This is a genomic window from Bacillus sp. FSL K6-2431 (assembly GCF_038005165.1).
Classification (GTDB): Bacteria; Bacillota; Bacilli; order Bacillales; family Bacillaceae; genus Bacillus; species Bacillus pumilus.
This window is the reverse complement of sequence record NZ_JBBOSQ010000001.1, coordinates 1,283,588-1,307,064: the sequence shown is the minus strand read 5'-3', so window position 1 is coordinate 1,307,064 and position 23,477 is coordinate 1,283,588. Positions and strand designations below refer to the sequence as shown.

The window sequence follows — 23,477 nt, the reverse complement described above, 5'->3', positions numbered from 1 at the left end:
AAACATGTCGTGATTTACATGTTTATTTTAAAGCCTGTGGTATACTATTGTCAAAGAATAAACGTTGGAGGCACATCATGAGAGTTTTGAAATATGCCATTCTTGGTTTACTAGATCAGTGTGAGCTGACTGGATACGATATCACCAAACATTTTAAGGATTCCCTTGGACAGTTTTGGAGCGCGAAGCATAGCCAAATTTACCCTGAGCTGAAACGGCTCACAGAAGAAGGGTTTATTGAATTTGATGTTCGTATACAAGGAAAGAAGCTGGAGAAGAAGGTTTATCAAATCACAGAGGCGGGGCAAGCAGCATTGCATCAGTGGTTAAGGACAAAAGACCCGATCCCAGAAACAACAAAGGATGAATTCATGCTCAAAACATTTTTCATCTCCTCCATGGACAAAAAAGAAGCGGCTGATCTGTTTACACATCAACTGCTAGAGCGCACGAAGAAAGTCGACATGCTAAAGCATAAGCTGCATGCGTTAATAGAGGAAGATCCTGGGGCTGAATCGCTTCATTCAGCGCAATTTGGGCATTACTTAGTGCTGACAAGGGCAATTGAAAGAGAAAAAGGCTATGTCCGCTGGCTTGAGCAAACCCTTAAACGGATTGATTCATCCTCGCTCTAAGGACAATGGTCGGATGATATGATAAAAAATGGTTTGAAACTAGTGAATTTATAAATAGAAACCGCTACAATGGATATATTCGTATTAAAGTGAGGCGAGTATGTTTGAGTAATCAAGAAGCGTTGTGGAATGAAGCAGAAGCTTTTATTTCTGTATGCTATGAAGAATTGGGCAAGTCAAATGAAGAGAAAGCAGCACGTCTGCATGAAATAAAACAAGAAATTAACTCTAAAGGGATGTATACTCACACACAAGAGGAATTGGCGCATGGGGCGAAAATGGCGTGGCGCAACAGCAACCGCTGCATTGGCCGTTTATTTTGGTCAACCCTGCATGTTCACGACTGCCGTCATGTGAAGACAGAAGAAGAGGTGAAAGAGGCACTCTTTCATCATATTGAGTATGCGACCAATGATGGGAAAATCAAACCATCCATTACGATCTTTCCTCCAGAAAATCATGCACAAAAGGAAGTCGTCATTTATAATCATCAGCTCGTTCGTTATGCAGGCTATGAGACGGAGTACGGCATCATCGGCGACGAGGCTTCTCTTGAATTAACAAAGTTGTGTGAAGCCCATGGCTGGAAAGGGGAAGGCACGCATTTTGATATCCTGCCTCTCATGTTTCAGCTAAAGGATCAATCGCCAGTTTTGTATGAGCTTCCGAAAGAAATCGTCCAAGAAGTCGAGATTACCCATCCTGAATATGAAGGATTTCGTGATTTAGGACTGAAATGGTACGCCGTTCCGATTATTGCTGATATGAAATTGGAGATTGGTGGTATTCATTACAATGCAGCGCCGTTCAATGGCTGGTATATGGGCACAGAAATTGGCGCACGTAATCTAGCCGATGAAAATCGCTACAATATGCTGAAAAAAGTCGCTTCGATTTTAGGACTGGACACGACAAAGAATGCGTCGCTTTGGAAGGACAAAGCCATTGTCGAGTTGAATGTGGCGGTTCTCCATTCTTACAGAGAAGCAGGGGTGACCATTGTTGATCACCATACAGCAGCACATCAATTCAAACAGTTCGAAAAGCAGGAAGAAAAGGCTGACCGTAAGCTGACTGGGGACTGGACTTGGCTGATTCCACCGGTATCACCAGCTGCTACCCACATCTTCCACAAGCATTACGACAATACCATTGTGAAGCCGAATTATTTTTATCAGGAAAAGCCCTATCATGGAACAGAAAAAGCCTAGCGAAAGCTAGGTTTTTTTATGAAAACTTCATCCCTTGATGCGAAAATCCTGATAATGAGCGAACTCAGTGAGCGGCTCCATCTGCATATCTGTGACCTTTGAAAAAGGGCTTCCTTTCCGGACAGTCTTTAAGAAATCAAGCACTTCCTGCTGCTCACCCTCTACCTTTAACTCGACATGTCCTTCATCTGTGTTGCGTACCCAGCCTTTCATCCCGCGATTGACGGCTTCTCCTTGTACAAAATAGCGAAAACCGACTCCCTGCACCCGTCCTGTGACAATGGCATGATAATGAATCAATGTCATCTCTCCTTTTTTCTCATCGTACCATAGCATGTAACTGACCTTCACGCATCGACTATGATTTCATTGTCTAACGATGTAAAATAATAGCCATGAGACAATCAAAGGAGATGGTCATCGTGGGACAGAAGAGATACGACATAGTAGGAATTCAAGTAGGACAACCCATCACGACCTATGCAAACGGAAAAGAAATCAAAACAGCCATCAACAAAAAGCGAATTCATGAGCCTGTCTATTTGAGTAAGGTCAATTTTGAGGGAGATGGTCAAGGTGATTTGGTTCATCATGGAGGATATGATAAAGCCGTCTGCGTCTTTCCATACGATCATTATGCTTATTTTGAGCAGTTTTTAGGGGTTCCGTTACAGGAAGCTGCCTTCGGTGAGAATGTGACCGTGCACCAACTAGTTGAAACAGAAGTGCGGATTGGCGATGTATTTCAGCTTGGAGAAGCACTTGTTGAAGTGAGCCAGCCAAGACAGCCGTGTGTGAAACTATCTTTTAAGCATGGCAACATGAAGCTTGTAAAGGAAGTACAGCAAACGGGGTATACCGGCTTTTATTTACGGGTGCTGAAAGAAGGCTTAGTGCCTGCTGATGCTTCTCTTGTATTAGTAGAAAAAGCACCTCATCACATTACAGTCCATGAAGTGAACGAGGTCAAATATCGTCAAACAAGTCCAGAGAGGCTAAAAGCCGTTCTTGAAGTAGATGCCTTAGCAGATGTCGTCAGGAAGTCTTTAGAAAAACGAATTCAGCCCATTTAAAAAAAGCCGTACATCAGCATAAGATGTACGGCTTTGAAGCGCTTATGAGCTAGGTTTCTTTTGCTCAAGAAGATTTGCAAGGAAATATGTTTTTAAGCTTTGAAGCTTTCTTCCTTCATGCTTGGTCACACCAAGCTTCTTTAATTCTTCGACATACCAGCCTTTGCTACCATAATGCATGATAGAAAACTCCTTTCAATTGAAACTGCCTGCATTGTAACATCTCAAAAAAGGACGTGAAAAGTGTGCAGGTATGAATAAATGAAAACTGATTCTATCTTCCTATGATCCATGTATATGCTGGAAATGATCATTTATGAATTTGGCGGGTTGAGGGTAACGATGATCATGCCCACTGTCATAATCATGATGACAATACCAAGATAAGTCATCATGGATTGTTTTTTCTTAATACCTACAACCGTTAAGATAATACTTTCAATCAAAAAGATAACGCCGATGATGATGAACCACATATCAAATAAGACCCCTTTCGCATATCTTTGCCTATTTTACCACAGGCATTTTTGTTTAGTCGTGACAGATTCGTGAAAGGGAAACGAAAAGGATCCCCTCCAATGAAAAAGGGGATCAGCTGGCTTATAGCTTCGTTAATATAATCGGTTCGTCTTTTGTGATGACAATGGTATGTTCAATCTGTGCGACTAGGCTTTTATCTGGTGTTTTAAAGGTCCAGCCGTCATCAGCCTGATAAATCGATTCAGCATTTGTTGAAATAAAAGGTTCGAAGGCGATCACGGTGCCATTCTTAAACAAAGCATTATCGAATGGATCATAATAGTTCAAAATATGGTTAGGTGCTTCATGCAGATTTTTCCCAATACCATGTCCTGTCAGATTTTTAATGACAGTAAATCCTTGTTCTTTTGCTGTATTGTAGACCGCACGGCCAATTTGGTTTTGTCTTTTACCGGCTTTTGCATGCTTTAATCCTTCAAGGAATGCATCCTCTGCACACTGGCATAATGCTTCAAGACGAGCATCACCTGTACCTAATACGAATGAAATACCGGTATCGGAATAATAGCCGTCCAGCTCTGCTGAGATATCAATATTGATGAGGTCGCCCTCTTGTAAAATGGTTTTTTCACTTGGAATACCGTGAGCAACTTCATCGTTCACGCTGATACAAGTCGTCCCAGGGAAGTCATATTCCTTTTCGGGTGCTGAATTCGCCCCATGTTCTTCTAATATTTTTTTCCCAATCAAATCTAGTTCTTTTGTAGACATGCCTGGTTTCGCTTGGCTTTTCATTTCTTCTCTTGCCAAAGCGACAATTCGGCCGACTTTTTTTAAGGCTTCTAACTCATGATCATGTTTGACAATCACTGTTCATTCCCGCTTTCTATAACTTCATTCTATTCAATAGCTTACCACATTTTACGCAAAAAGAGTAAAGAGCGGAATTCAAATGAATGTGGACAAATTGGTATAGATAACTAGATGTGTATATGATATATTTTTTATGAGCATCATGGACGTTTAGTCATGATGATGACAAAGGGGGAGAAGACAAATGGTGTTTCAGTTTTTTCAAAAGCTAGGCAAATCTTTTATGCTTCCAATCGCTGTACTTCCAGCAGCAGGGATTATTTTGGCTATTGGGCGGGAGGATGTATTCGATATCCCGTTTATTCATGCGGCTGGAAATGCCATTTTTGCAAACCTGGCTTTAATTTTTGCAATGGGGATAGCGATCGGCATTGCAAAGGATGGTAACGGGGCAGCGGCATTATCAGGTGCAATCTCTTATTTTATTTTATCAGCTGGTACAACGTCGATTAATTCAACGAACAATATGGGGGTATTGGGCGGTATTTTATGCGGGCTATTGGCAGGTTATGTGTACAATCGCTTCAAGGATACGAAGCTACCAGAATACTTAGGTTTCTTTAGCGGAAGACGGCTTGTGCCAATTATGACCGCACTTTTCACCATTTTATTAGCAGCCGTTTTCGGATTTGTATGGCCTCCGATTCAAAGCGGGATCAATGGATTAGGGGAATGGATTTTAAGTCTTGGTGCAACGGGTGCAGGGCTGTTTGGTTTCTTTAACCGCTTGCTCATTCCATTAGGGCTTCATCATGTGCTAAATAACTTATTTTGGTTTCAATTCGGGGAATTCAGCGGGGCAACAGGAGATCTAGCGCGATTCTTTAAAGGAGATCCGAGCGCGGGTGTCTTTATGACTGGTTTCTTCCCAGTGATGATGTTCGGTCTGCCAGCGGCATGTCTAGCCATGATTGTGACCGCAAAGCCTGAAAAGCGAAAAGCAACGGCTGGCCTGATGATTGGGATGGCGCTTACGTCATTTATTACAGGGATCACTGAACCAATTGAATTTTCATTTATGTTTTTATCTCCACTCTTATATGGTGTCCATGCTGTACTAACGGGTCTTTCGCTCTTTATTGTGAACATTCTCGGGATTCATAGCGGCTTCGCTTTTTCAGCAGGAGCAATTGATTACGTTTTAAGCTTTGGCATTGCACAAAAACCACTCATGCTGCTTGGGGTTGGGGTGCTTTATGGCATTGTGTACTTTGTCGTTTTCTATTTCCTCATTAAACTGTTAAAGCTCAAAACACCGGGTAGAGAAGATGAGGACATTGAAGATATTGCAGCCGATGATACGAAGACGGCAGGTGCGAGTATACTTTTAGAGGGACTTGGCGGCAAAGACAATATCACCGCCATTGATCATTGTGCCACCCGCCTGCGTTTAACAGTAGAAGATACACATTTATTAAATGAAGGCACATTGAAAAAAGCAGGTGCCAAAGGGGTACTGACTTCAGGGAAAACCTCCGTACAAATCATCATTGGAACGAATGTAGAATTTGTCGCAGATGATCTTCGCAAGGAAGTCGATCGAGATTAAAAAAAGCGTTCAGCCAGGTCAAATCGGCTGAACGTTTTTTTGTTTGCGCTGTTCAATGACGAGCACAATACTGATCACAACAAGTAAAAACCAAGAACTGATTTTCCCAAGATGGACGAGAGACCAAGCGTGCTGTTGATTTGGATATTGCCATGCCCCTAAAAAGGTGGTGACATTTTCGGCAATCCAAATAAAGAAACCAATCAGCAAGAAAGAGACGACAAGCGGCATTCGGAAGGTAGAAGAGCCAACCTGAAACGAGACGGACGTTTTTCGAAATACGACAACAAGCAGTAATGTCAGCCACCACCTGAGATCATAGAGCCAGTGATGCGTAAAAAAATTGAGATAAATACACAAGCTAATCCCAATTGAAAGAAACGGATGGGGCCATGAACTGACCTGCACGTGAAGCCGGGACAGTGCCTGATAAATATAGCTTGCTACACTCGCATACATAAACCCGCTATAGAGCGGAACCCCAAATACCTTCATATAAGCCTCTTCAGGATAGGACCAAGAACCCATATGAACTTTATACAATTCTAAGCCAATACCTATTATGTGAAATAGACAGATCACCTTCAATTCATTCAATGTCTCCAGCCGAAGCGTCAGCATGAGTATCTGGGCAAGAAGGCAAAGCAGTAGAATGAAATCATACCGGTGTAGAAAAGGAATCGTCACTATCTTTGATAGGGCAAGCGCTGCAAAGATCATGACGGGGAATAGACACGACATCGCCTGTAAGTAAGCAAACTGGAATAATGTTTTCATACAAAATGAAACCTCTTTTCATTGTCTGAAATGACTAAGACGGATTTAGCAAGGGAAAAGTTACCTCAACTAGATATTCATGAACAATTTGTGAATACGTATGTGAAAAAGATCACAAATTAGTTTTAACATAGTATAATAAGATCATAAAGAAAATGTGAAGAAATTCACATAAATTAAAGGGAGGCATCATCATGTTTACAAAATTCTTACAAACGAATGTATGGGCAGCGGTTATCCTTTTGGCAGCAAGACTTTATATCGGTTGGACTTGGCTCACATCTGGTATAGGAAAACTAACAGGCGGATTCGATGCATCAGGATATTTACAATTTGCGATAGCTGAACCTGTTGTCAAAGATGGAAACCTTGTGTATCCGTTCTATGTATGGTTTTTAGAAAATGTCGCTTTGCCGAATGCTGGACTATTCAGTGCCATGGTCATGTGGGGAGAAATTTTAGTAGGTCTAGGATTAATTGTTGGATTATTCACAACAACCGCAGCGTTTTTCGGAAGCATGATGAATGTCTCTTTCTTACTAGCTGGTACCGTCTCTGTCAACCCGCTTCTTCTGCTCATTGCCATCGTCATCATGGCTGCGAAAGGAAATGCAGGCAAATTTGGACTTGATTATGTCGCAGGTCCCGTCTTGAAACGAACTATGAAAAGAAAGCCGCATTTAGAAGTGGCTTCATAATAAAGAAAAAGCATCCTCAGCTTCTGCTCAGGATGCTTTTTTTATTTAGGAATCAGCTTTCACCAGATTAATATGCAGGACGGTGAGCTTCTGCTGATTTATATCTGGGTCATGGCCGGCGATAAATTCCAGCTCATAATCTCCAGTACGATACACGTATTTTTTCTCTTTTGTCTGTGGAATGGTGCTGACCGAATTGGCTTGTCCAAGTTGTTTCTTTAATAGGGAAGGAGTCATTCCGCCGATATTCGTTTCTTTTTCTACATTTGTACCGAAATAACGGATTTCGTCAATTTTGCCTTTTGCATCATAATGAAAAGCAAATCCCGGATTCCCCATTTCAGCATGATACAAATCAAAGCTGCTTTGACCTGTTTCTGGATATGGATTTCCTAGTTTATGATGGACATCCATCTTTGTTTGAACTCCAATTTTAAGACCTTTTGCATAATACGGCATTTGTCCTTTATGTGCCAGCTCATAAATGTTGTTTAGTGCGGTTTTCGGACCTTGAGGAACGGATTGTTCGACTGCTGTTTTGGTCATGGCGTGTGCTGAGACTGCAGGACTGAATCCAATGAGGCAGGACGTAGCGAGTGAAGCAGTCATGACAAAAGCGGTTGTTTTTTTCATCATAAATCCCTCCTTCTTCTTTCTATACCCGGTGCAATAGGGGTCAAACGTAAAAAGAACCAGCTGATCATGGATCGGCTGGTTCTTAAAATGAGAAAGTTATTTTGATGAAGTGCCGGATTTATCTTTGGCGGAAGAGGAATCTTCTTCATCCTGTACTTTCTTTGTATAGTCATATTGATTGCGGTCAATCGGTGTAAAGCCTTTAGGCTTGTAGAAACGGAGTAAATCTTCGGTGACGATCTTATCAGATGTCTCAAGCATCTTTTTCACCGTTTCATTTTCTTGTGATGCCTTATCAGTCGGCTCGATTTTCTCGCCTGTTTTGTTGCTGTAATAGTTATTGCCTACTTTTGTGTAATCCTTAGAGACGAAGTCACCATTTCTAAATGGCACTAGCTCCTTGAAATTTTTTGATAAGATATCAGAACCAGACATTAAATAGTTCTTCGTATCATCACCAAGCAGGTGCAGAAGGGTTGGTGCGACATCGACTTCACCAGAGTATTTATGAATCTGTCCGCCTTTTACGCCTGGTACATGAATAAAGAGCGGTACGCGCATGAGTTGCGCATTTTCATAATCTCCGATTTTTTGTCCTGTCACTTTTTCCATCGCTTCATTGTGGTTTTCAGAAATGCCGTAATGGTCTCCGTACATAATGACGACTGTATTGTCATAGAGTCCAGACTTTTTCAGGTCGTTGAAGAACTGTTCAATCGCTTCATCTAAATAATGAGCCGATTGGAAATAGTTATTGACGACAGAGTCTCCGAAGTCACCAGGTTCAAAATCGGTATCCCCTTCATCCATTCCAAATGGGAAATGGTTCGATAACGTAATAAATTTCGAATAAAACGGCTGCTTCAAGTTTTCAAGCATTGGCATAGATTCTTTGAAGAATGGTTTGTCTTTCAGCCCATAGTTCTTCGTATCTTGCTCGTTCATATCGTAATACTCAGAATCGTAAAATCTGTCATATCCAAACGACTTAAACATTTCATTACGGTTCCAGAAGGTTTTTGTATTGCCGTGGAATTCTGCTGACGTGTATTGATCCTTCTTCAAAATGCCAGGAAGTGCTTGATACGTGTTTTGCGCTTTGTTAATAAAAACAGAGCCTTGGGATAATGGGAAGAGCCCAGTATCCATCATAAATTCAGCATCAGACGTCTTTCCTTGTCCTGTTTGATGGAAGAAGTTATCAAAGTAAAACGTTTTGTTGTTGTGTGCCAATGAATTAAGGAATGGCGTTACTTCTTTTCCGTTTACTTTGTAATCAATGACAAAGTTTTGCAGAGATTCAAGAGAAATCGTAATCACGTTCATGCCTTTCGCTTTCCCGTAATAAGCCGGGTTAGGATCAGCGCTGTTCGCTTTTAAATAGTTCTCTACATCTGTCACGTCATTTGAATTTGCCAGAGCGCGCTGGCTGTTTGATTTCACATTTTGAATGGCATCAAACACAGTAAAGTTATAAGCACCTAAATATTTCACTAAATAATTGCGGTCAAATGATCTTGATAAAAGCTCTGGACGATCAATCTCTGCAGCGACTAAATTCATCACAAAGATGACAACAGAGGACACAAGGACGAGTCTAAACGATTTTGACTTTTGAACAGGTACAGTAGCTGTACTTGTTTGCTGCTTCTTTTTCATGCGGACTGCGAGTACGATCAAAATGATGGTATCCATAAAGTAAAACATATCAGTCCAACGCATGAGTGAAAATGCACTATCACCTAATTGTCCGCCATTCGTTCCTGCCTGCATCACGGTAGGCAGCGTGATAAAGTCATTGAAGAATCGATAGTACACGATGTTTGCGTATAGTAAAAAAGACATGAAAAAATGAATCACAATGATAGCGGCAGGCTGCCATTTTTTCTTGAACAATAAAGCAAAGCCAAGAAAGAACAAGCTGGAGCTAATAGGATTCACGAAAAGCAAAATATGCTGAAGCACATTTGATATACCAAGTTTAAATTCAATTAAATACGCTGAATACGTTTTGAGCCACAGTAAAATGACTGCAATAACAAAGAAGCCGAGGCCTCGTTTTTGAATAAATGTTTTCATAAAAACACTCCTTTTCTCCGATACACGGAAGAGGCGGAACGAAAGAAAACGAACCATTAGAATATACCATGAAATGATCAAATAGAAAAGTGATAACCGGCGAAGAGTGTCTAGCAGCTCGTCCGCGCAATAAAAGGGTGGAAAACGAAAATATTCGCTCTTCGAAAAACTTTTTATGAAATTCATCCTATTATTAACAGAAAATTCAGCCGTTTTCCAGTTGCTATATCAATAAAACAGGTAAAAAGGCACGAGTCTAAAGAATTAATTTGGTTTCTACAATGATGATTTAGAGTGTATTTCCAGTGTTTCTTAATGTTTATGCAGGTTAAGTAAAAAAAATGAGAAGAAGAATGGAGAAAGGACATGGATGAAATTTCCTGATATAAGATATATCGATATATTTTTTTGTTTCATCAACATAATGGTTTTAATGTGTTTTGTAAGGGTTTTATTTATTTTGATGAATGAACAAATTATCTAAATATACTTAAGTGAACATTTCGAGACTATAAACTTTTGAAATGGGGTCGATATAGACTTTGACAGGAAATCTTCCATTGAAAGGATTGATAGTATATGACTGTACGAGCAAACAACCTCGTTCAGAACTGGTTTCCGAGTGAGGACGGAAATGCAGCAGAGCGTAAAGAACTCATCAAATTGATGGAGCAGATTGTTTCAGGGGTCGATCACCTGAAAGATCCGAACCGTGCACACCTAAAGGGTGAAAAGAATCGCGAGGAGGATTTTTACCAAAAGCTCACTGAAACAAGTCAAATTCCGTTGAACGGCCAACAAGCGGAACTTGTGAATGAAGAATTACTGAAGCTTTTACATAACCATCCTTACCACACAAAGTATTTCTTCACGAACATTTTGCCGATGGCAAGTACACCAGGAATTCTAGGCATGCTGACGGCGATGCTGGTAAATGGAAACAACCTATGGGATGTTTACGGACCAGCAGGAGCGGAAGCTGAGGTCAGAGTGGTCTCAATGATGTCTAAGCTCATCGGATATGATCCAAGTGTGAGCGGGGGATATACAACATGGGGAGGTCAAGGAGCCATTTTCTCAGGACTGCGTTTAGCGATTGCAAAAGCTGCGCCGGAGTCACTGCGAAAAGGTGTTCCACAAAACCTTTATGCGTTTTGTTCTGATGCGGCACATTACAGCTTATTTAAGTCAATGGAAGCAACAGGACTTGGCACAGACAACTTGATCAGAATTAAAACGAATAAAGATCATTCGATGGATATGGAAGATTTGCGTTGTCAAATGGAACGTGTTGCACAAAATGGCGGAATTCCCGTTTATATTGTCGCAACAACCGGAACAACAGATGCCATTGCAATTGATGATGTAAAAGGGGTACGTGAAACAGCGGAAGCCATTGCTGAGGAGTATGGTCTAAAGGTGCCGCATATTCATGCGGATTCAGCGCTCGGCGGATTCTTTGCTTTCTTTAATGAGTATGATCTAGCTGAAAACCCGCTGCAATTCTCAGACGGTGTTCTTCGTATGCTAAAAGAAATCAAAGCGAAATTCCAGCATCTTTCTCTTGCTGACACGATGTGCTTTGACTTTCAAAAGCTCGGCCAAACACCTTACACATCTAGTTTATTCTTAGTGAAAAACGCGGCAGACCTAAAGCGTTTAGATCTGGAAGAACAAGAGACACCATACGTTGGTCATAGAGGCTACGGCGAATACCATACAGGTTATACGCTGGAATGCTCAAGAATGGGAAGCTCGATCAGTATGCTGAGTGTGCTGTTAACGTTTGGAGTTGAAGGCTACCAACGCTTGCTCGGTCAATTCTTAGAGGTGAACCTTGCCTTCAGAGAAGCACTCAGTCAAGAAATTCCGCAAGCAGAAGTCGTAAATGATGACAATGTCGGAATGGCTACATTATTTAGAATTTACCTAGACGGCTCACCGCGCTTTCAAGAAGAAATTTCAGGCGAAGCGACGGCAATGGAAATTGAGCGGAACAATGAATTGAACAAAATGCTGTTTGAAAAGCTTGGAGAAAAAAGAGACGAAATGTTCTTTGGTGATACAACGAAGTTTTTACTTGTAAATGCAAAAGAAGGACAAGAATTCTATCTAAGCGTTAGTAAGTTTTTTGTCATCTCACCTTATACGTTACCAGAGCATATCCCACATATCGTATCTTATTTAAAAGATGTGATCGCATCTGTTTGTGGACAATTTGAACATGTACATGCTTAAATCAAATCTGAGAGTGGAGATGTAGGAAAAAATGGCGAAACAAAGGAAATTTGGAGGATACACCATATCCTCTAAAATCATGTCAGTCGTTGTCGTAACATTACTCGCAACCGTTGCACTATTCGTTCTAACATTTTATCTAGTCAGCCAGGATTTATCATCCCAGTTATTAAAGCAATTTGATTATCGATTAACAACAGATGTTGATACAGCGAAGAAAGAGATCGATAATCTGGATGGGAACGTCCTTGGTATTAGCGGGAAAGATGACCCCCTTTATGTGGAGGTCAAAAAGAAATTCACAGAGCTTCAAGAAGATCATACGCTTGAGAACTTATACGTGCTATCTAATAAAGGCGGCAAAGAAAGAATTATTATATTAACCGGTGAAGAAAATGACTTTGATCAAGATTATGCTTTTTCAGATGAGATGAAACAAGCGCTCTCTGAAGATAAAATGGTCAAAAGTGATATTTATAAAGATTCATTTGGTACACATAAATCAGTCTTTTTGCCAATCAAGGATTCAGGCGGTGAGCTGACAGGGATTTTAGGCATTGATTTAGATGCGTCTGTCGTGCCTCAAACAACGCAGAAGTTGATGATCTATATCACAGTGGCATCTGCTATTGTGCTCATCGGTGGATTACTCTTCTCATTCTTTATGGGAAGAAGAATTGCGAAACCAGCACGTTCCTTGATGGAATCAGCAAACCGAATTGCTGACGGTGATTTAACTGGTATGGTAGAGGTTGAAAGTAAAGACGAGATCGGCCAGCTTGCCGCATCCTTCCAAAAGATGCAGGGGCGGATCAAAGAGCTCATTTCGAAAATCTCACACTCATCTAGTGAAGTGTCGAAAATGTCTTCACAGCTTCGTACAGTGACGACCGAATCAAGTCAAAGTGCGCAGCAAGTATCAGAAGCTATGACGAATATGAGTGAAGGAATCAATGATTCTGTCGCAAATATTACGGATTGTACGACATCCGTTGCAGAGATCGATACTCAAATCGAAGGCGTCACAAAAGAAGTCGATGAAATGAAATCTGTTTCATCTGACGTACAAGAGCAGTCAGAATCTGGTCAAACATTAGTGAACCATGTGCTTGATCATCTGAATATGCTTCATGACAAGATGACCAACTCAAAGCATGCAGCAGAAGAATTACAATCTCATTCAACGGAGATTGAAAGTGTCATCTCAATTATTACAGACATTTCGGCCCAAACGAATCTGCTTGCACTGAATGCTTCAATTGAAGCGGCACGTGTTGGAGAAGAAGGAAAAGGCTTTGCTGTTGTGGCAGATGAGGTGCGCAAGTTAGCTGAGCAATCAGCGGATGCGGCTAAAACTGTTTCAGACCTCGTCATCGGCACACAGGAAAACAGTCAGCGCGTTCTTGAAAGCGTAGAGGAAAGCAGTAAAGCAGTGGAAGAGGGACGCGTACAAATGGAAGGCACGTCACAAAATTTCGCTTTGATTTACGACGGTGTGTCTCAATTTGCAACAAGAACGAACAATTTGCTTGCTTCTATTAAGCAAGTAGAACGAGCATATCAAACGATTTCTACATCGATTGAGCAAATTTCTGTTGTATCGGAAGAACATGCAGCCAGCTCTCAAGAAGTAGCGGCAGCAACAGAACAGCAAAGTGCTGGCATGCAGCAAATTTCAAGTGCGATTGAACAGCTCTCTGATATGTCAGAGGACTTAGCACATATGGTTTCTACTTTTAAAATCGACAATAAATAACGAGAAAGGGCTAAAATGATCTTGATTTTAGCCCTTTGTCTTATGTTCAGCGTAGCTGATGCTGACTCTTGTGAGAGAGTCAGCTTTTTTGCTATGCTTAATCAAATCGTTTCAGACGAAAGGAGAACGCCATGGATTTTGCGCAGAGATTATCAGAAGAACGGATCAAAAAAGCGATGGATAACGGGGCTTTTGAAGGATTATCTGGCTTTGGCAAACCTCTACCTAAAGATGACGCTGCTCATGTGCCTGAAGAACTAAGAATGGGCTACCGGATGTTGAAAAATGCTGGCTTTGCTGGGGAAGAAACAGCACTGAAAAAAGAACTCATGACCGTCAAAGACCTACTTCACTCCAGTATAGACGGAGAGGAAAGAAAAAAGCTTTCTCTCATATGTGAAGAAAAACAAAAACGACTGGATGAACTCACATCTAAGCGCCAAACTTTTGCTCGTCCAGCCTCCTCCTTTTATAAAAACAGGGTCTACGAAAAATTAGTGGAGCATAAAAAAAGATGATGACACGCAGCCTCTCCTGAGCACATTGAGGGGGCTTTTTTTATGAAAGCGCTACATTTTGTTATTGACTACATGTATATACAAATATAAAATAAGAATCAAACATGTATATACAAGTTTTTTGGTTCTTTTTTCTTATAAAAAACGATCTCGGAGGGGATAGCATGGCTGATTATCAGGCAGCAGCAGATCAGATTGTGAAAGCCATCGGCGGCAAAGAAAATATTGATCAAGCGACACATTGTGTGACAAGGCTGCGCTTTGTGCTGAAGGATGAAGGAAAGGTTGATGAGAAAGCACTTGAACAAATAGAAGAAGTGAAGGGATCTTTCTCAGCGAACGGTCAATACCAAGTGGTGATCGGCCAAGGGGTCGTCAATCGGGTATATGCCGAAATGGTGAAACAGACAGGGATTGGCGAAGCCTCAAAAGAGGACGTGAAGCGTGCCTCTGATCAAAAATTAAATCCATTGCAGCGTGCTGTGAAAACGCTTGCGGATATCTTTATTCCGATTCTTCCTGCCATCGTCACAGCCGGTTTATTAATGGGGATTAATAATATTTTAACAGCTCCTGATATTTTCTTTGATCAAAAATCGATAGTCGATGTGTATCCGGCATGGGCTGATTTAGCGAATATGATCAACTTGATTGCAGGCACTGCCTTCACATTCCTGCCCGCATTAATCGGCTGGTCAGCCGTGAAGCGGTTTGGGGGAAATCCGCTTTTAGGGATGGTCCTTGGACTCATGCTCGTACACCCGGACTTATTAAATGCGTGGGGCTATGGAGCGGCTGAAAAGTCCGGTGAGATTCCAGTCTGGAATTTGTTTGGACTTGAAGTGCAAAAGGTAGGGTATCAAGGACAGGTTCTTCCGATACTCGTCGCCTCGTATTTACTAGCGAAGCTCGAATTGTTTATCACAAAACGGACACCTGAAAGCATTCAGCTATTAGTGGTTGCACCGATTACGTTATTAGTTATTGGCTTTTTATCCTTTATCGTCATTGGACCTATTACATTTGCAATCGGCAACGTGTTAACATCTGGACTTGTCGCTGTATTCCAGCAGTTCGCAGCACTTGGTGGTCTATTATACGGCGGTTTGTATGCGGCGTTAGTCATTACTGGAATGCATCATACGTTCCTCGCTGTTGATATTCAATTGATTAATTCAAAACTGCACGGCACGTTTCTATGGCCGATGCTCGCACTGTCTAATATTGCACAAGGATCAGCCGCACTTGCGATGATGTTTGTTTTGAAAGATGAAAAGCAAAAGGGTCTCTCGCTCACATCAAGTATTTCTGCTTACTTAGGAATTACCGAACCAGCGATGTTTGGCGTCAACTTGCGCTACCGATTCCCATTTATTTTCGCACTCATTAGCTCTGGTTTAGCTGGTATGTTTATCGCCTCTCAAGGGGTGCTGGCAAGCTCAGTTGGTGTTGGGGGCATTCCGGGAATCTTCTCTATTATCCCGAAATATTGGGGCGCATTTGCGATAGGGATGGTCATTGTCCTCATCGTCCCATTCATCGGAACCCTTTTGTATGCAAAGCTGAAAAAGAAGAAAGATGTTTCACAAGAACTTAACTAGTGGTGGTGGATGAAATTGAAACAACAAACGAACGAACCGTGGTGGAAAAAAGCGGTGGTCTATCAAATTTATCCGAAGAGCTTTTTAGATACAACGGGCTCAGGTACAGGCGATATCAATGGTGTGACAAAAAAGCTCGATTATATCAAAGAGCTTGGGGCGGATTGTATTTGGCTCACGCCAATGTATGAGTCCCCGCAGCATGACAACGGCTATGATATTAGTGATTATACAAAAATCCATGACATGTACGGTACAATGGCAGATTTTGAACACATGCTGAAAGAAGCCCATGATCGAGGCATACGAGTCATCATGGATTTAGCCGTCAATCATACATCCATTTTCCATAAGTGGTTTCAAGCATCACGCGAGTCAAAGGATAATCCTTATCGAGATTATTATATTTGGAAGGAGCCCAAGGCGGACGGATCACCGCCGAATGATTGGCAGTCAAAATTCGGCGGTCCAGCCTGGGAGCTAGATGAAGAAACGGGAGAATATTATCTTCATTTATATGATGTCACCCAAGCGGATCTCAATTGGGAAAAGGATGAGGTGCGCAGGCAAGTATATGACATCATGCATTTTTGGTTTGAAAAAGGAATTGATGGATTCAGGCTGGATGTCATCAACAACATCTCAAAGGATCAACGCTTCTTAGATGACGCCGGACAATCTGTACAAGGAGACGGCCGGATGTATTATACGGATGGCCCAAGAATTCATGAATTTCTGCACGAAATGAACCAAGAGGTTTTTTCGAAATATGACAGCATGACCGTCGGAGAAATGTCTTCAACGAATATTGCAGACTGCATTCGGTATACAAGATCGGATCGGCAGGAGCTGGATATGACGTTTAATTTTCATCATTTAAAGGTCGATTATCCAAACGGAGAAAAATGGGCCCTCGCACCATTTGATTTTCAGGAATTGAAGTCGATTCTGTCTGAGTGGCAGACGAAAATGCATGAGGGCGGCGGCTGGAATGCGCTCTTCTGGTGCAATCATGATCAGCCGCGTATCGTCTCAAGATACGGTGATGATGAAACATACCATCAGCAATCAGCGAAGATGCTAGCGACCACTATTCATCTCATGCAAGGGACTCCATATATTTATCAAGGGGAAGAGATTGGCATGAAGAATCCTCAGTTTGAGGACATCTCATCTTACCGCGATATCGAATCACTCAATATGTATGAAGTTATGCTTGAAAAAGGGAAATCAAAGGAAGAAGCGCTCGCCATTTTACAGGTCAAGTCAAGAGATAATGCGAGAACACCGATGCAATGGACCTCAGAAAAGAATGCAGGTTTCTCAAAAGGGACACCTTGGATTGAGCCAGCCAATAACAACATTTCGGTCGAAGCTTCGTTAAAGGACCAATCGTCTATTTTCTATCATTATCAAGCCCTTTGCAGGCTGCGTAAAGAACTTGACGTGATCACATATGGAAGCTTCACCTTACTCTTAGCAGAAGATCCAAAGATTTTTGCTTATGTGAGAGAAAGCGGTGAGGAGAAGCTTCTTGTGATCAATCACTTTTATGCAGGAGAGACGGACTTTACGCTTCCTGATGAGCTTATGCAGGCTGTAGATGAGATGGAGGGGCAAGTGCTGTTATCCAATTATGAGGATGCACCGGCAGATATGAAGGGATTTACGTTGCGTCCATACGAGTCAATCGTTTATCATTTAACCAAACGCTAGAAAATGGGGCGGAGGGAAAATGAAAGAGAATAAGTTTCGAGTGATTTATGATCAGCTCGCAAAACGAATTGAACAAGGTGAATGGCAGGATAAAGGCATTCTGCCATCAGAGCATGAGCTGTCCTTGATGTATGACACATCCCGTGAGACGGTAAGAAAGGCATTAAATATCCTTGTGCAAAATGGCTATATCCAAAAAATCCGCGGCAAAGGCTCTGTCTTGCTGAATCGAGAGAAAATGCAATTCCCAGTCTCGGGTCTTGTCAGCTTTAAAGAACTTTCCCAAACGCTTGGCCGAAAGACCGTTACGACGGTTCACGAATTTGGTTTAATCAAACCGGATCAGTATATTCAGTCTCAGCTGAAAATTAATGGGCAGGAGGATGTCTGGGAAGTCATTCGATCTCGTAATATTAGCGGAGAAGAAGTGATTTTAGACAAGGATTACTTTTTGCAAAAGCATGTGTCGGTCTTGTCGAAGGACATATGCGAAGGATCCATCTACGAGTATATTGAAGGAGAGCTCGGTGTATCAATCAGCTATGCCCAAAAGGAATTTGTGGTAGAGCCATGTACAGAAGAGGACGCCAAGTATCTTGATTTGAACGGGTTTGATCATGTCGTCGTCGTGAAGAATTACGTGTTCTTAGAGGATACAAGTTTATTTCAATACACAGAAAGCCGTCACCGATTAGACCGCTTCAGATTCGTCGATTTTGCAAGAAGAGAAAAAGTGGACAGAGCATAGGCTCTGTCCTTTTCAGGTTTTGGGAGAAGTAGACGACGAATAGATCACCATTTTCAGGAGGAAAGATGATGAGATTAAATAGACCACTAAAATTAAGGGACTTAGAAATATTCAGCGTGATGAAAGATCATCAGATTTTATGTTATGTCATCATTGAAGATACGCGAAAACCGTTTACGGCAGAAGACAGAAAGCTAGAGCCATTATGTTATATGGATGAAGAAGATATACAAGCGATTTTGAATGTTTTCCATATTTCCATTATCAATGATGAAAAATTAAGTGAAGAGGATTTAACGATGGTAAAAGGTTTTTTTGCTGATTTAGTAAATAATACGAACTTAACGAATTTTATTACGAAAGATTATGTTTTAAAGGATTTATATGATGTCGATGCTGAAAATGACATGATGTTCTTTAATAGGATGCTTCGGCATATAGGGTCAGATGATGTGAAAGAATTTGACGACCGCAATTGGATCTATTTATCTCAAGATTGATATCTTATTCCAAGAAAAGAGGAAAAGGACAGAGCATGGGCTCTGTCCTTTTCCTTTAGGATGATACATTTTTTCTTGTACGCTTGCGCTGGTAGTAATATAGGATACCGCCAGCAGCGAGCATGAGCACGCCAATCAGTACAGCTGTATACATCATCGTGGCTGTATTCGGCAATGTGCCGCCAGGAAGGCCTGTTCCATCTTGGTTTGGATCTGTACCCGTGCCTCCGCCTGGTGCTGTTGTTCCGCCGTCTCCGCCAGTTTGATCTGGCGTTGTTCCAGCTGCCCCGCTTTGGTTAAGGACCGTGTATTCGCTGAAGTGCTCAGTTTGACCTGATACGACTCCGTTTTCAAATGATCCATTACTAGTTTTGGTGTAACGATTTTTCTTGCGATCCACATAATATACACTAGGTTTTTTCGCCTTTTGAGGCTCGTCTAGTGTAAAGGATAGTGTGACAGGGTCTTTAAAGGTCGAAACCTTTTTCCTGTCTTGTTTGATTTGGAAATCATACGTATCCGTTAATGCGTTTTTCACTTTATCTGTCTTTGTCATCCATATATCTGCGCTTGTCTCGGATAAATTTGAGAGCGGTAATGCGAGTCCCACTTTGTCATGATAGATGGTGACGTTTGGATCTTGCTCTCTTTTTTTCAGCTCGGCTACTTGCGCTTTTGATAGAGACAATTGAACGTTTTTCACTTTGCTTGCTTTGTCTAAATAGAGCAATGCTTTGTTTGTATGCTGTACATACGTTTGGAATTTATTGTCATCTTGAATGTCATAAGCGCCTTTTCCTTTCGCACGAGGAAGGAACACTTCTTTCACCCTGTGATCGATAACAGGCGAAATTTGACCGTCTGCCTTTTCAATTTGCTCTTTGAAAATTTCATAGTCGACATACCCTAAGTCTTCACCGTGAGAGGCTTCTGTAAAGACGCTGTAGCCGTCGCCACCTGTGCCAACAAATGCGTTTGTGGCTACGCGGTATGTTTTCTCATCATCAATGTCTGTCAGTTGACCTTTTTGATCTTTCAGTTTCACATCAATCAGTCTGCTTCCAGCTGGTTTACTGAGCGTAAACGTATATTCAATGCCGGCTACATGAGGGAATGCACCTCCGCCTTCCTCAATGCCTGACAGCCCCTGTTCAAGTGCTTTTTTAATTTGACTGCCTTTTAAATCTGCGACATAAAGCGTATTTCCGAAAGGCATCACCGTTAAAATATCACCTAACGTGATATCACCTTTTTCGATGCTTCCACGAATACCGCCGCCGTTTGTGATGGCAAGGTCAGCTCCAGCAGATTCTTGCGCTTTCTGCAGCATGCCGTCAGCAATAAAGTTCCCAAGATTCGTTTCCTTCGCACGGACATGCTCACGTTGACCGTCTAAAAGGACATCTGTATGGCCGACTTTTTCTGTTTTTAAATCTTTAATATCTGCTTTGTATCCATCAAGGATCGCTTTTGCCTCTGCATCTTCTTTGACAGAGTCATTGATGGGAATCAGGTCAAAAGAAGATTCTTTTGGCTGGATGACACCTTTTTTGTCAAAGGCTACGTCTACTTTTCCTAAAAATTGTCCGTAATCTTTCACTTGAGCGACAATCGTAGGTTCTTTTTTATTGATGACCTTTAATTTTTCTACAAGTGTGTGCGTATGACCGCCAATGATTAAATCAATCCCATCGACTTTTTGAGCGAGCTCAAGATCACGGTTGTAGCCAATGTGTGTTAACGCAATGATTTTATTGATTTTTTCTTCTGTTTGAATGGTGTTGACTGTTTCTTTTGCTTTCTTGTACGCATCTTTAAATTGAATGTTAGGACCGCTGCTGGAGGTAATGGCTGTGTCTTCAGTCGTTAAACCGAATACGGCCACCTTTTCACCGTTTACATCGAGCAGGATGTAAGGGTAAATCCCGGCTTCTTTTTTCTCACCAGCTTTAAATGAGGCTGGTTTTTTCACTAAGTCACTCAATTGTTTTTCCTTCGAGACATCCACGTTGGATGACACGACCGGGAATCGAGGCTTTTCAAATTGATGACGGTTTTTCGGATCGACATCTGATGCATCACCTGTCAGGAATTGACGGAGTACAGAAGGACCTTTGTCAAATTCATGATTACCAAACGTCATGGCATCGTATTTCATTAAGTTCATCAATTTCAGATCGGCAAGTCCTTGCCACTTTGTGAAGTACAGGTCACCAGAGAAGACATCTCCAGCGTCTAATAAAATATTGTTCTTATTTTCAGCACGGACTTCTTTGATCTTTGTTGCGCGTCTTGCCGCATCATCAAGGTGTGCGTGTGTATCGTTCGTATGCATCACTGTTAAATTCCAGTTGTCTGATGTAGGCGGTTCTGTTGTGCCATCGTCTTTAAAGGCTAGCTTGTACACACCAAGACCATCTGTGCTTGCGTTACGAATAAAGTCTACGCTGCTTGATTCTTTAGCAAACGGTTTGGCTAAAAGAGAAGATTCAAAAGTGACTGTTGCGCCTTTGATCGGTGCGATAGACCAGTTTTGATCTGCACTTGGGTTGATCGTTTTTTGTTCGATAATATAATCCATCAGTACTTGGCGGTTCTCATCTGCTGAGGCAAGCACTACTTTATCTTGCGTCAAATGAGGGAAGCCTCCGCCGCCAGAAGCACGATAGTTATTTGTTACGACTAAAAATTCTTGATTATCAGAGACGGTTTTCCCGTTGTAAGACAGGTTTTTGATGCGGTTGGCATTGGCGTTGAGAAGTGTGCCTGTTGTGCTGTATTTAGCAGGCTGCGTCACATCGACTTGGTATGTCACGCCATCAATTACATCAAAGTTATACGAGCGGTATTCCTCGTTTAAAATCGGCTGTTCTTTTGCATCGTTCGGTTTGATCTGATTAAACTGACCAGCAGACATTTCTAACCAGTCTTTCACTTCACTGCCTTTCAGTTTCACAATCTGCACAGTGTTATCGTAAAGGTAGAGATCGCCGATATTCTTAATCGCTAAATCTCCTTTTGCGATATTTGTATAATAGTTTACACCGTTTCGGCCGCCTGCTTTAAACGGAGCACCTGCAGATAAAATCGGTAAATTTTTATACGATGTGTCCTTCATTTTTTCTTGTGCATACCATTTTTGGGCATCTGTCACAATTTGAATCGAAGGGTCATCCATCACTTGAGCGAAAAAGCTATTAATGTCTGCTTCTGTTTTGCCAACAGGCTTTCGCACGTAATCAAGTGTGTTTTGATGCGTTGTTTGAATGGCGTCTTTTACGGTACTGTTTTGAGATGATACTCCGGCAACAGATTCGATCTTGCCTGTTCCGTCTGTGACCTTCCAGTTGCTGCCGTCAGGCTCTAGTGTTAAATCAATGACCCCGAGGTAGCTGCCCCAGTTTTTTGACATGACGACTGGGATGCCATTGATGGTTCCTTTTGAGACATTGAATTTGTCGACGCCGTTATATTCAGCGCTTGGGAATGTGCCATGCTGGTGGCCTGATACAATGGCATCGATGCCTTTTGTTTTCGTGGCAAGGTCAAAGATCATATTTTCTGATCCTTTAGGTGAAGCGGTTTTTTCAATTCCTGTATGAGCAAGAGCGACAATGACATCTGCGCCTTTCTCTTTCATTTCAGGAATGGTTTCATTGGCAGATTCGACGATGTCCTGCACTTGGACTTGTCCATCTAAATGCTTCTTATCCCACGTCATAATTTGTGGTGGAACGAATCCTATGTAACCAACTTTCACAGTTTGTGAGGCTCCGTTTGCATCTTTAAAGGTTTTATCTTGGATCACATAAGGTGTAAAACGGTGTTCTCCATTTAGCTTTTTGACGTTCGCATTGACAATCGGGAAGTTGGCGCCCGCAATGGTACCGTCAAGGAAGGATAATCCGTAGTTAAATTCATGATTGCCAAGTGTTCCTGCATCGTATTTTAGCTTGTTGAGTGTATGAATAATAGGGTGAACCTTTGTTTGATTGATGATGCTGTCTTTCTCATGTTTGTAAACGTATTCTCCAAGAGGGGTTCCTTGAATCAAGTCTCCGTTATCCACAAGGAGTGTATTCGGGTTTTGTGATCGGTGCTTGTCGATCAGCTCGGCTGTTTTTGCCAAACCAAATTCATTTGTTTCTTTGTCGCTGTAATAATCATAATTCATCATGTTCGCATGAACATCGGTTGTGGCTAAGATGCTGACCTTTACGGCTTTGCCGTTTTCTGTTTCTGCATGAGTAGGTACTGCTGGGAGAATGAGACTAATCATCATAATGGAAGTGAGCAGAATAGACAGGTTTTTCCTTCGTTTAGACCTATGTGCTTGCTTCTTCACCTGATCTCCGCCTTTCTAATTTTTTTGACCACAATACCTATTGT

At 41.7% G+C, this 23,477-nt stretch carries 20 protein-coding genes; 12 read left to right on the top strand and 8 right to left on the bottom strand.

Features of this window, described 5'->3' with window-relative positions; genetic code table 11:
* The first annotated feature begins 77 nt into the window (after positions 1 to 77).
* Together MHH40_RS06700 and MHH40_RS06695 are read left to right on the top strand one after the other, a co-directional pair.
* Positions 78 to 635, top strand: coding sequence for a PadR family transcriptional regulator (locus MHH40_RS06700; RefSeq protein ID WP_050944806.1), 558 nt, complete (start codon positions 78 to 80; stop codon positions 633 to 635).
* Between the two features lie 104 nt (positions 636 to 739).
* The gene (locus MHH40_RS06695) at positions 740 to 1,846 is read left to right on the top strand and encodes a nitric oxide synthase oxygenase (protein WP_050944805.1); all 1,107 of its coding nucleotides are present in this window, start codon (positions 740 to 742) and stop codon (positions 1,844 to 1,846) included.
* Between the two features lie 27 nt (positions 1,847 to 1,873).
* Here MHH40_RS06695 and MHH40_RS06690 read toward each other — a convergent pair whose 3' ends face one another.
* Positions 1,874 to 2,146 (bottom strand): acylphosphatase, encoded by a 273-nt coding sequence (locus tag MHH40_RS06690; protein WP_050944813.1) that lies wholly within the window; start codon positions 2,144 to 2,146, stop codon positions 1,874 to 1,876.
* A gap of 122 nt (positions 2,147 to 2,268) precedes the next feature.
* Here MHH40_RS06690 and MHH40_RS06685 point away from each other — a divergent pair, with 122 nt between their 5' ends.
* On the top strand, positions 2,269 to 2,919 hold the full coding sequence (locus MHH40_RS06685; RefSeq protein WP_003214182.1) for an MOSC domain-containing protein: 651 nt from the start codon (positions 2,269 to 2,271) through the stop codon (positions 2,917 to 2,919).
* 42 nt (positions 2,920 to 2,961) lie between these two features.
* Here the strand turns inward: MHH40_RS06685 and MHH40_RS06680 are convergent, their stop codons facing one another.
* The 3 genes from MHH40_RS06680 to map form a co-directional block, all read right to left on the bottom strand.
* Positions 2,962 to 3,099, bottom strand: a complete 138-nt coding sequence (locus MHH40_RS06680) for a YflJ family protein (protein WP_003214303.1) — start codon at positions 3,097 to 3,099, stop codon at positions 2,962 to 2,964.
* A gap of 134 nt (positions 3,100 to 3,233) precedes the next feature.
* Complete coding sequence (locus MHH40_RS06675; RefSeq protein ID WP_003214360.1) at positions 3,234 to 3,395, bottom strand: hypothetical protein; 162 nt, start codon at positions 3,393 to 3,395, stop codon at positions 3,234 to 3,236.
* 124 nt (positions 3,396 to 3,519) lie between these two features.
* A complete protein-coding gene (gene map, locus MHH40_RS06670; protein WP_003213886.1) occupies positions 3,520 to 4,269 on the bottom strand; it encodes a type I methionyl aminopeptidase in 750 nt (249 codons plus the stop codon).
* A gap of 187 nt (positions 4,270 to 4,456) precedes the next feature.
* Between map and nagE the strand changes: the two genes are divergently transcribed.
* Positions 4,457 to 5,821: an N-acetylglucosamine-specific PTS transporter subunit IIBC gene (gene nagE / locus MHH40_RS06665; RefSeq protein WP_050944804.1), complete on the top strand. Its 1,365-nt coding sequence runs from the start codon at positions 4,457 to 4,459 to the stop codon at positions 5,819 to 5,821.
* 18 nt (positions 5,822 to 5,839) lie between these two features.
* Here nagE and MHH40_RS06660 read toward each other — a convergent pair whose 3' ends face one another.
* Positions 5,840 to 6,598, bottom strand: coding sequence for a DUF817 domain-containing protein (locus tag MHH40_RS06660; RefSeq protein WP_050944803.1), 759 nt, complete (start codon positions 6,596 to 6,598; stop codon positions 5,840 to 5,842).
* 194 nt (positions 6,599 to 6,792) lie between these two features.
* On the opposite strand from MHH40_RS06660, the gene MHH40_RS06655 reads away from it, so the two are divergent.
* Entirely contained in the window at positions 6,793 to 7,296 is a 504-nt protein-coding gene (locus MHH40_RS06655; RefSeq protein ID WP_003214123.1) for a DoxX family protein, read from the top strand.
* Between the two features lie 45 nt (positions 7,297 to 7,341).
* Here MHH40_RS06655 and MHH40_RS06650 read toward each other — a convergent pair whose 3' ends face one another.
* Positions 7,342 to 7,929 carry a YjgB family protein gene (locus tag MHH40_RS06650; RefSeq protein ID WP_050944802.1) on the bottom strand — a complete coding sequence of 196 codons (588 nt, stop codon included), beginning with the start codon at positions 7,927 to 7,929 and terminating at the stop codon, positions 7,342 to 7,344.
* Positions 7,930 to 8,028: 99 nt separating this feature from the next.
* Positions 8,029 to 10,011: an LTA synthase family protein gene (locus MHH40_RS06645; RefSeq protein ID WP_050944801.1), complete on the bottom strand. Its 1,983-nt coding sequence runs from the start codon at positions 10,009 to 10,011 to the stop codon at positions 8,029 to 8,031.
* 579 nt (positions 10,012 to 10,590) lie between these two features.
* On the opposite strand from MHH40_RS06645, the gene MHH40_RS06640 reads away from it, so the two are divergent.
* The 7 genes from MHH40_RS06640 to MHH40_RS06610 all read left to right on the top strand — a co-directional run bounded on the left by MHH40_RS06640 (position 10,591) and on the right by MHH40_RS06610 (position 19,088).
* Positions 10,591 to 12,249 carry a pyridoxal phosphate-dependent decarboxylase family protein gene (locus tag MHH40_RS06640; protein WP_050944800.1) on the top strand — a complete coding sequence of 553 codons (1,659 nt, stop codon included), beginning with the start codon at positions 10,591 to 10,593 and terminating at the stop codon, positions 12,247 to 12,249.
* Between the two features lie 31 nt (positions 12,250 to 12,280).
* Entirely contained in the window at positions 12,281 to 14,005 is a 1,725-nt protein-coding gene (locus MHH40_RS06635) for a methyl-accepting chemotaxis protein (RefSeq protein ID WP_050944799.1), read from the top strand.
* Positions 14,006 to 14,136: 131 nt separating this feature from the next.
* Positions 14,137 to 14,523, top strand: a complete 387-nt coding sequence (locus tag MHH40_RS06630; protein ID WP_050944798.1) for a DnaJ family domain-containing protein — start codon at positions 14,137 to 14,139, stop codon at positions 14,521 to 14,523.
* A 164-nt stretch (positions 14,524 to 14,687) separates the two neighbouring features.
* Positions 14,688 to 16,124: a PTS system trehalose-specific EIIBC component gene (gene treP / locus MHH40_RS06625; protein WP_050944797.1), complete on the top strand. Its 1,437-nt coding sequence runs from the start codon at positions 14,688 to 14,690 to the stop codon at positions 16,122 to 16,124.
* Between the two features lie 15 nt (positions 16,125 to 16,139).
* Entirely contained in the window at positions 16,140 to 17,840 is a 1,701-nt protein-coding gene (treC, locus tag MHH40_RS06620) for an alpha,alpha-phosphotrehalase (protein ID WP_080984776.1), read from the top strand.
* 19 nt (positions 17,841 to 17,859) lie between these two features.
* Positions 17,860 to 18,588, top strand: coding sequence for a trehalose operon repressor (gene treR / locus MHH40_RS06615; RefSeq protein ID WP_044139741.1), 729 nt, complete (start codon positions 17,860 to 17,862; stop codon positions 18,586 to 18,588).
* A gap of 65 nt (positions 18,589 to 18,653) precedes the next feature.
* The gene (locus MHH40_RS06610; RefSeq protein WP_050944795.1) at positions 18,654 to 19,088 is read left to right on the top strand and encodes a hypothetical protein; all 435 of its coding nucleotides are present in this window, start codon (positions 18,654 to 18,656) and stop codon (positions 19,086 to 19,088) included.
* 55 nt (positions 19,089 to 19,143) lie between these two features.
* Here MHH40_RS06610 and MHH40_RS06605 read toward each other — a convergent pair whose 3' ends face one another.
* Positions 19,144 to 23,433, bottom strand: a complete 4,290-nt coding sequence (locus MHH40_RS06605) for a multifunctional 2',3'-cyclic-nucleotide 2'-phosphodiesterase/3'-nucleotidase/5'-nucleotidase (protein ID WP_340900788.1) — start codon at positions 23,431 to 23,433, stop codon at positions 19,144 to 19,146.
* Positions 23,434 to 23,477 lie beyond the last annotated feature (44 nt).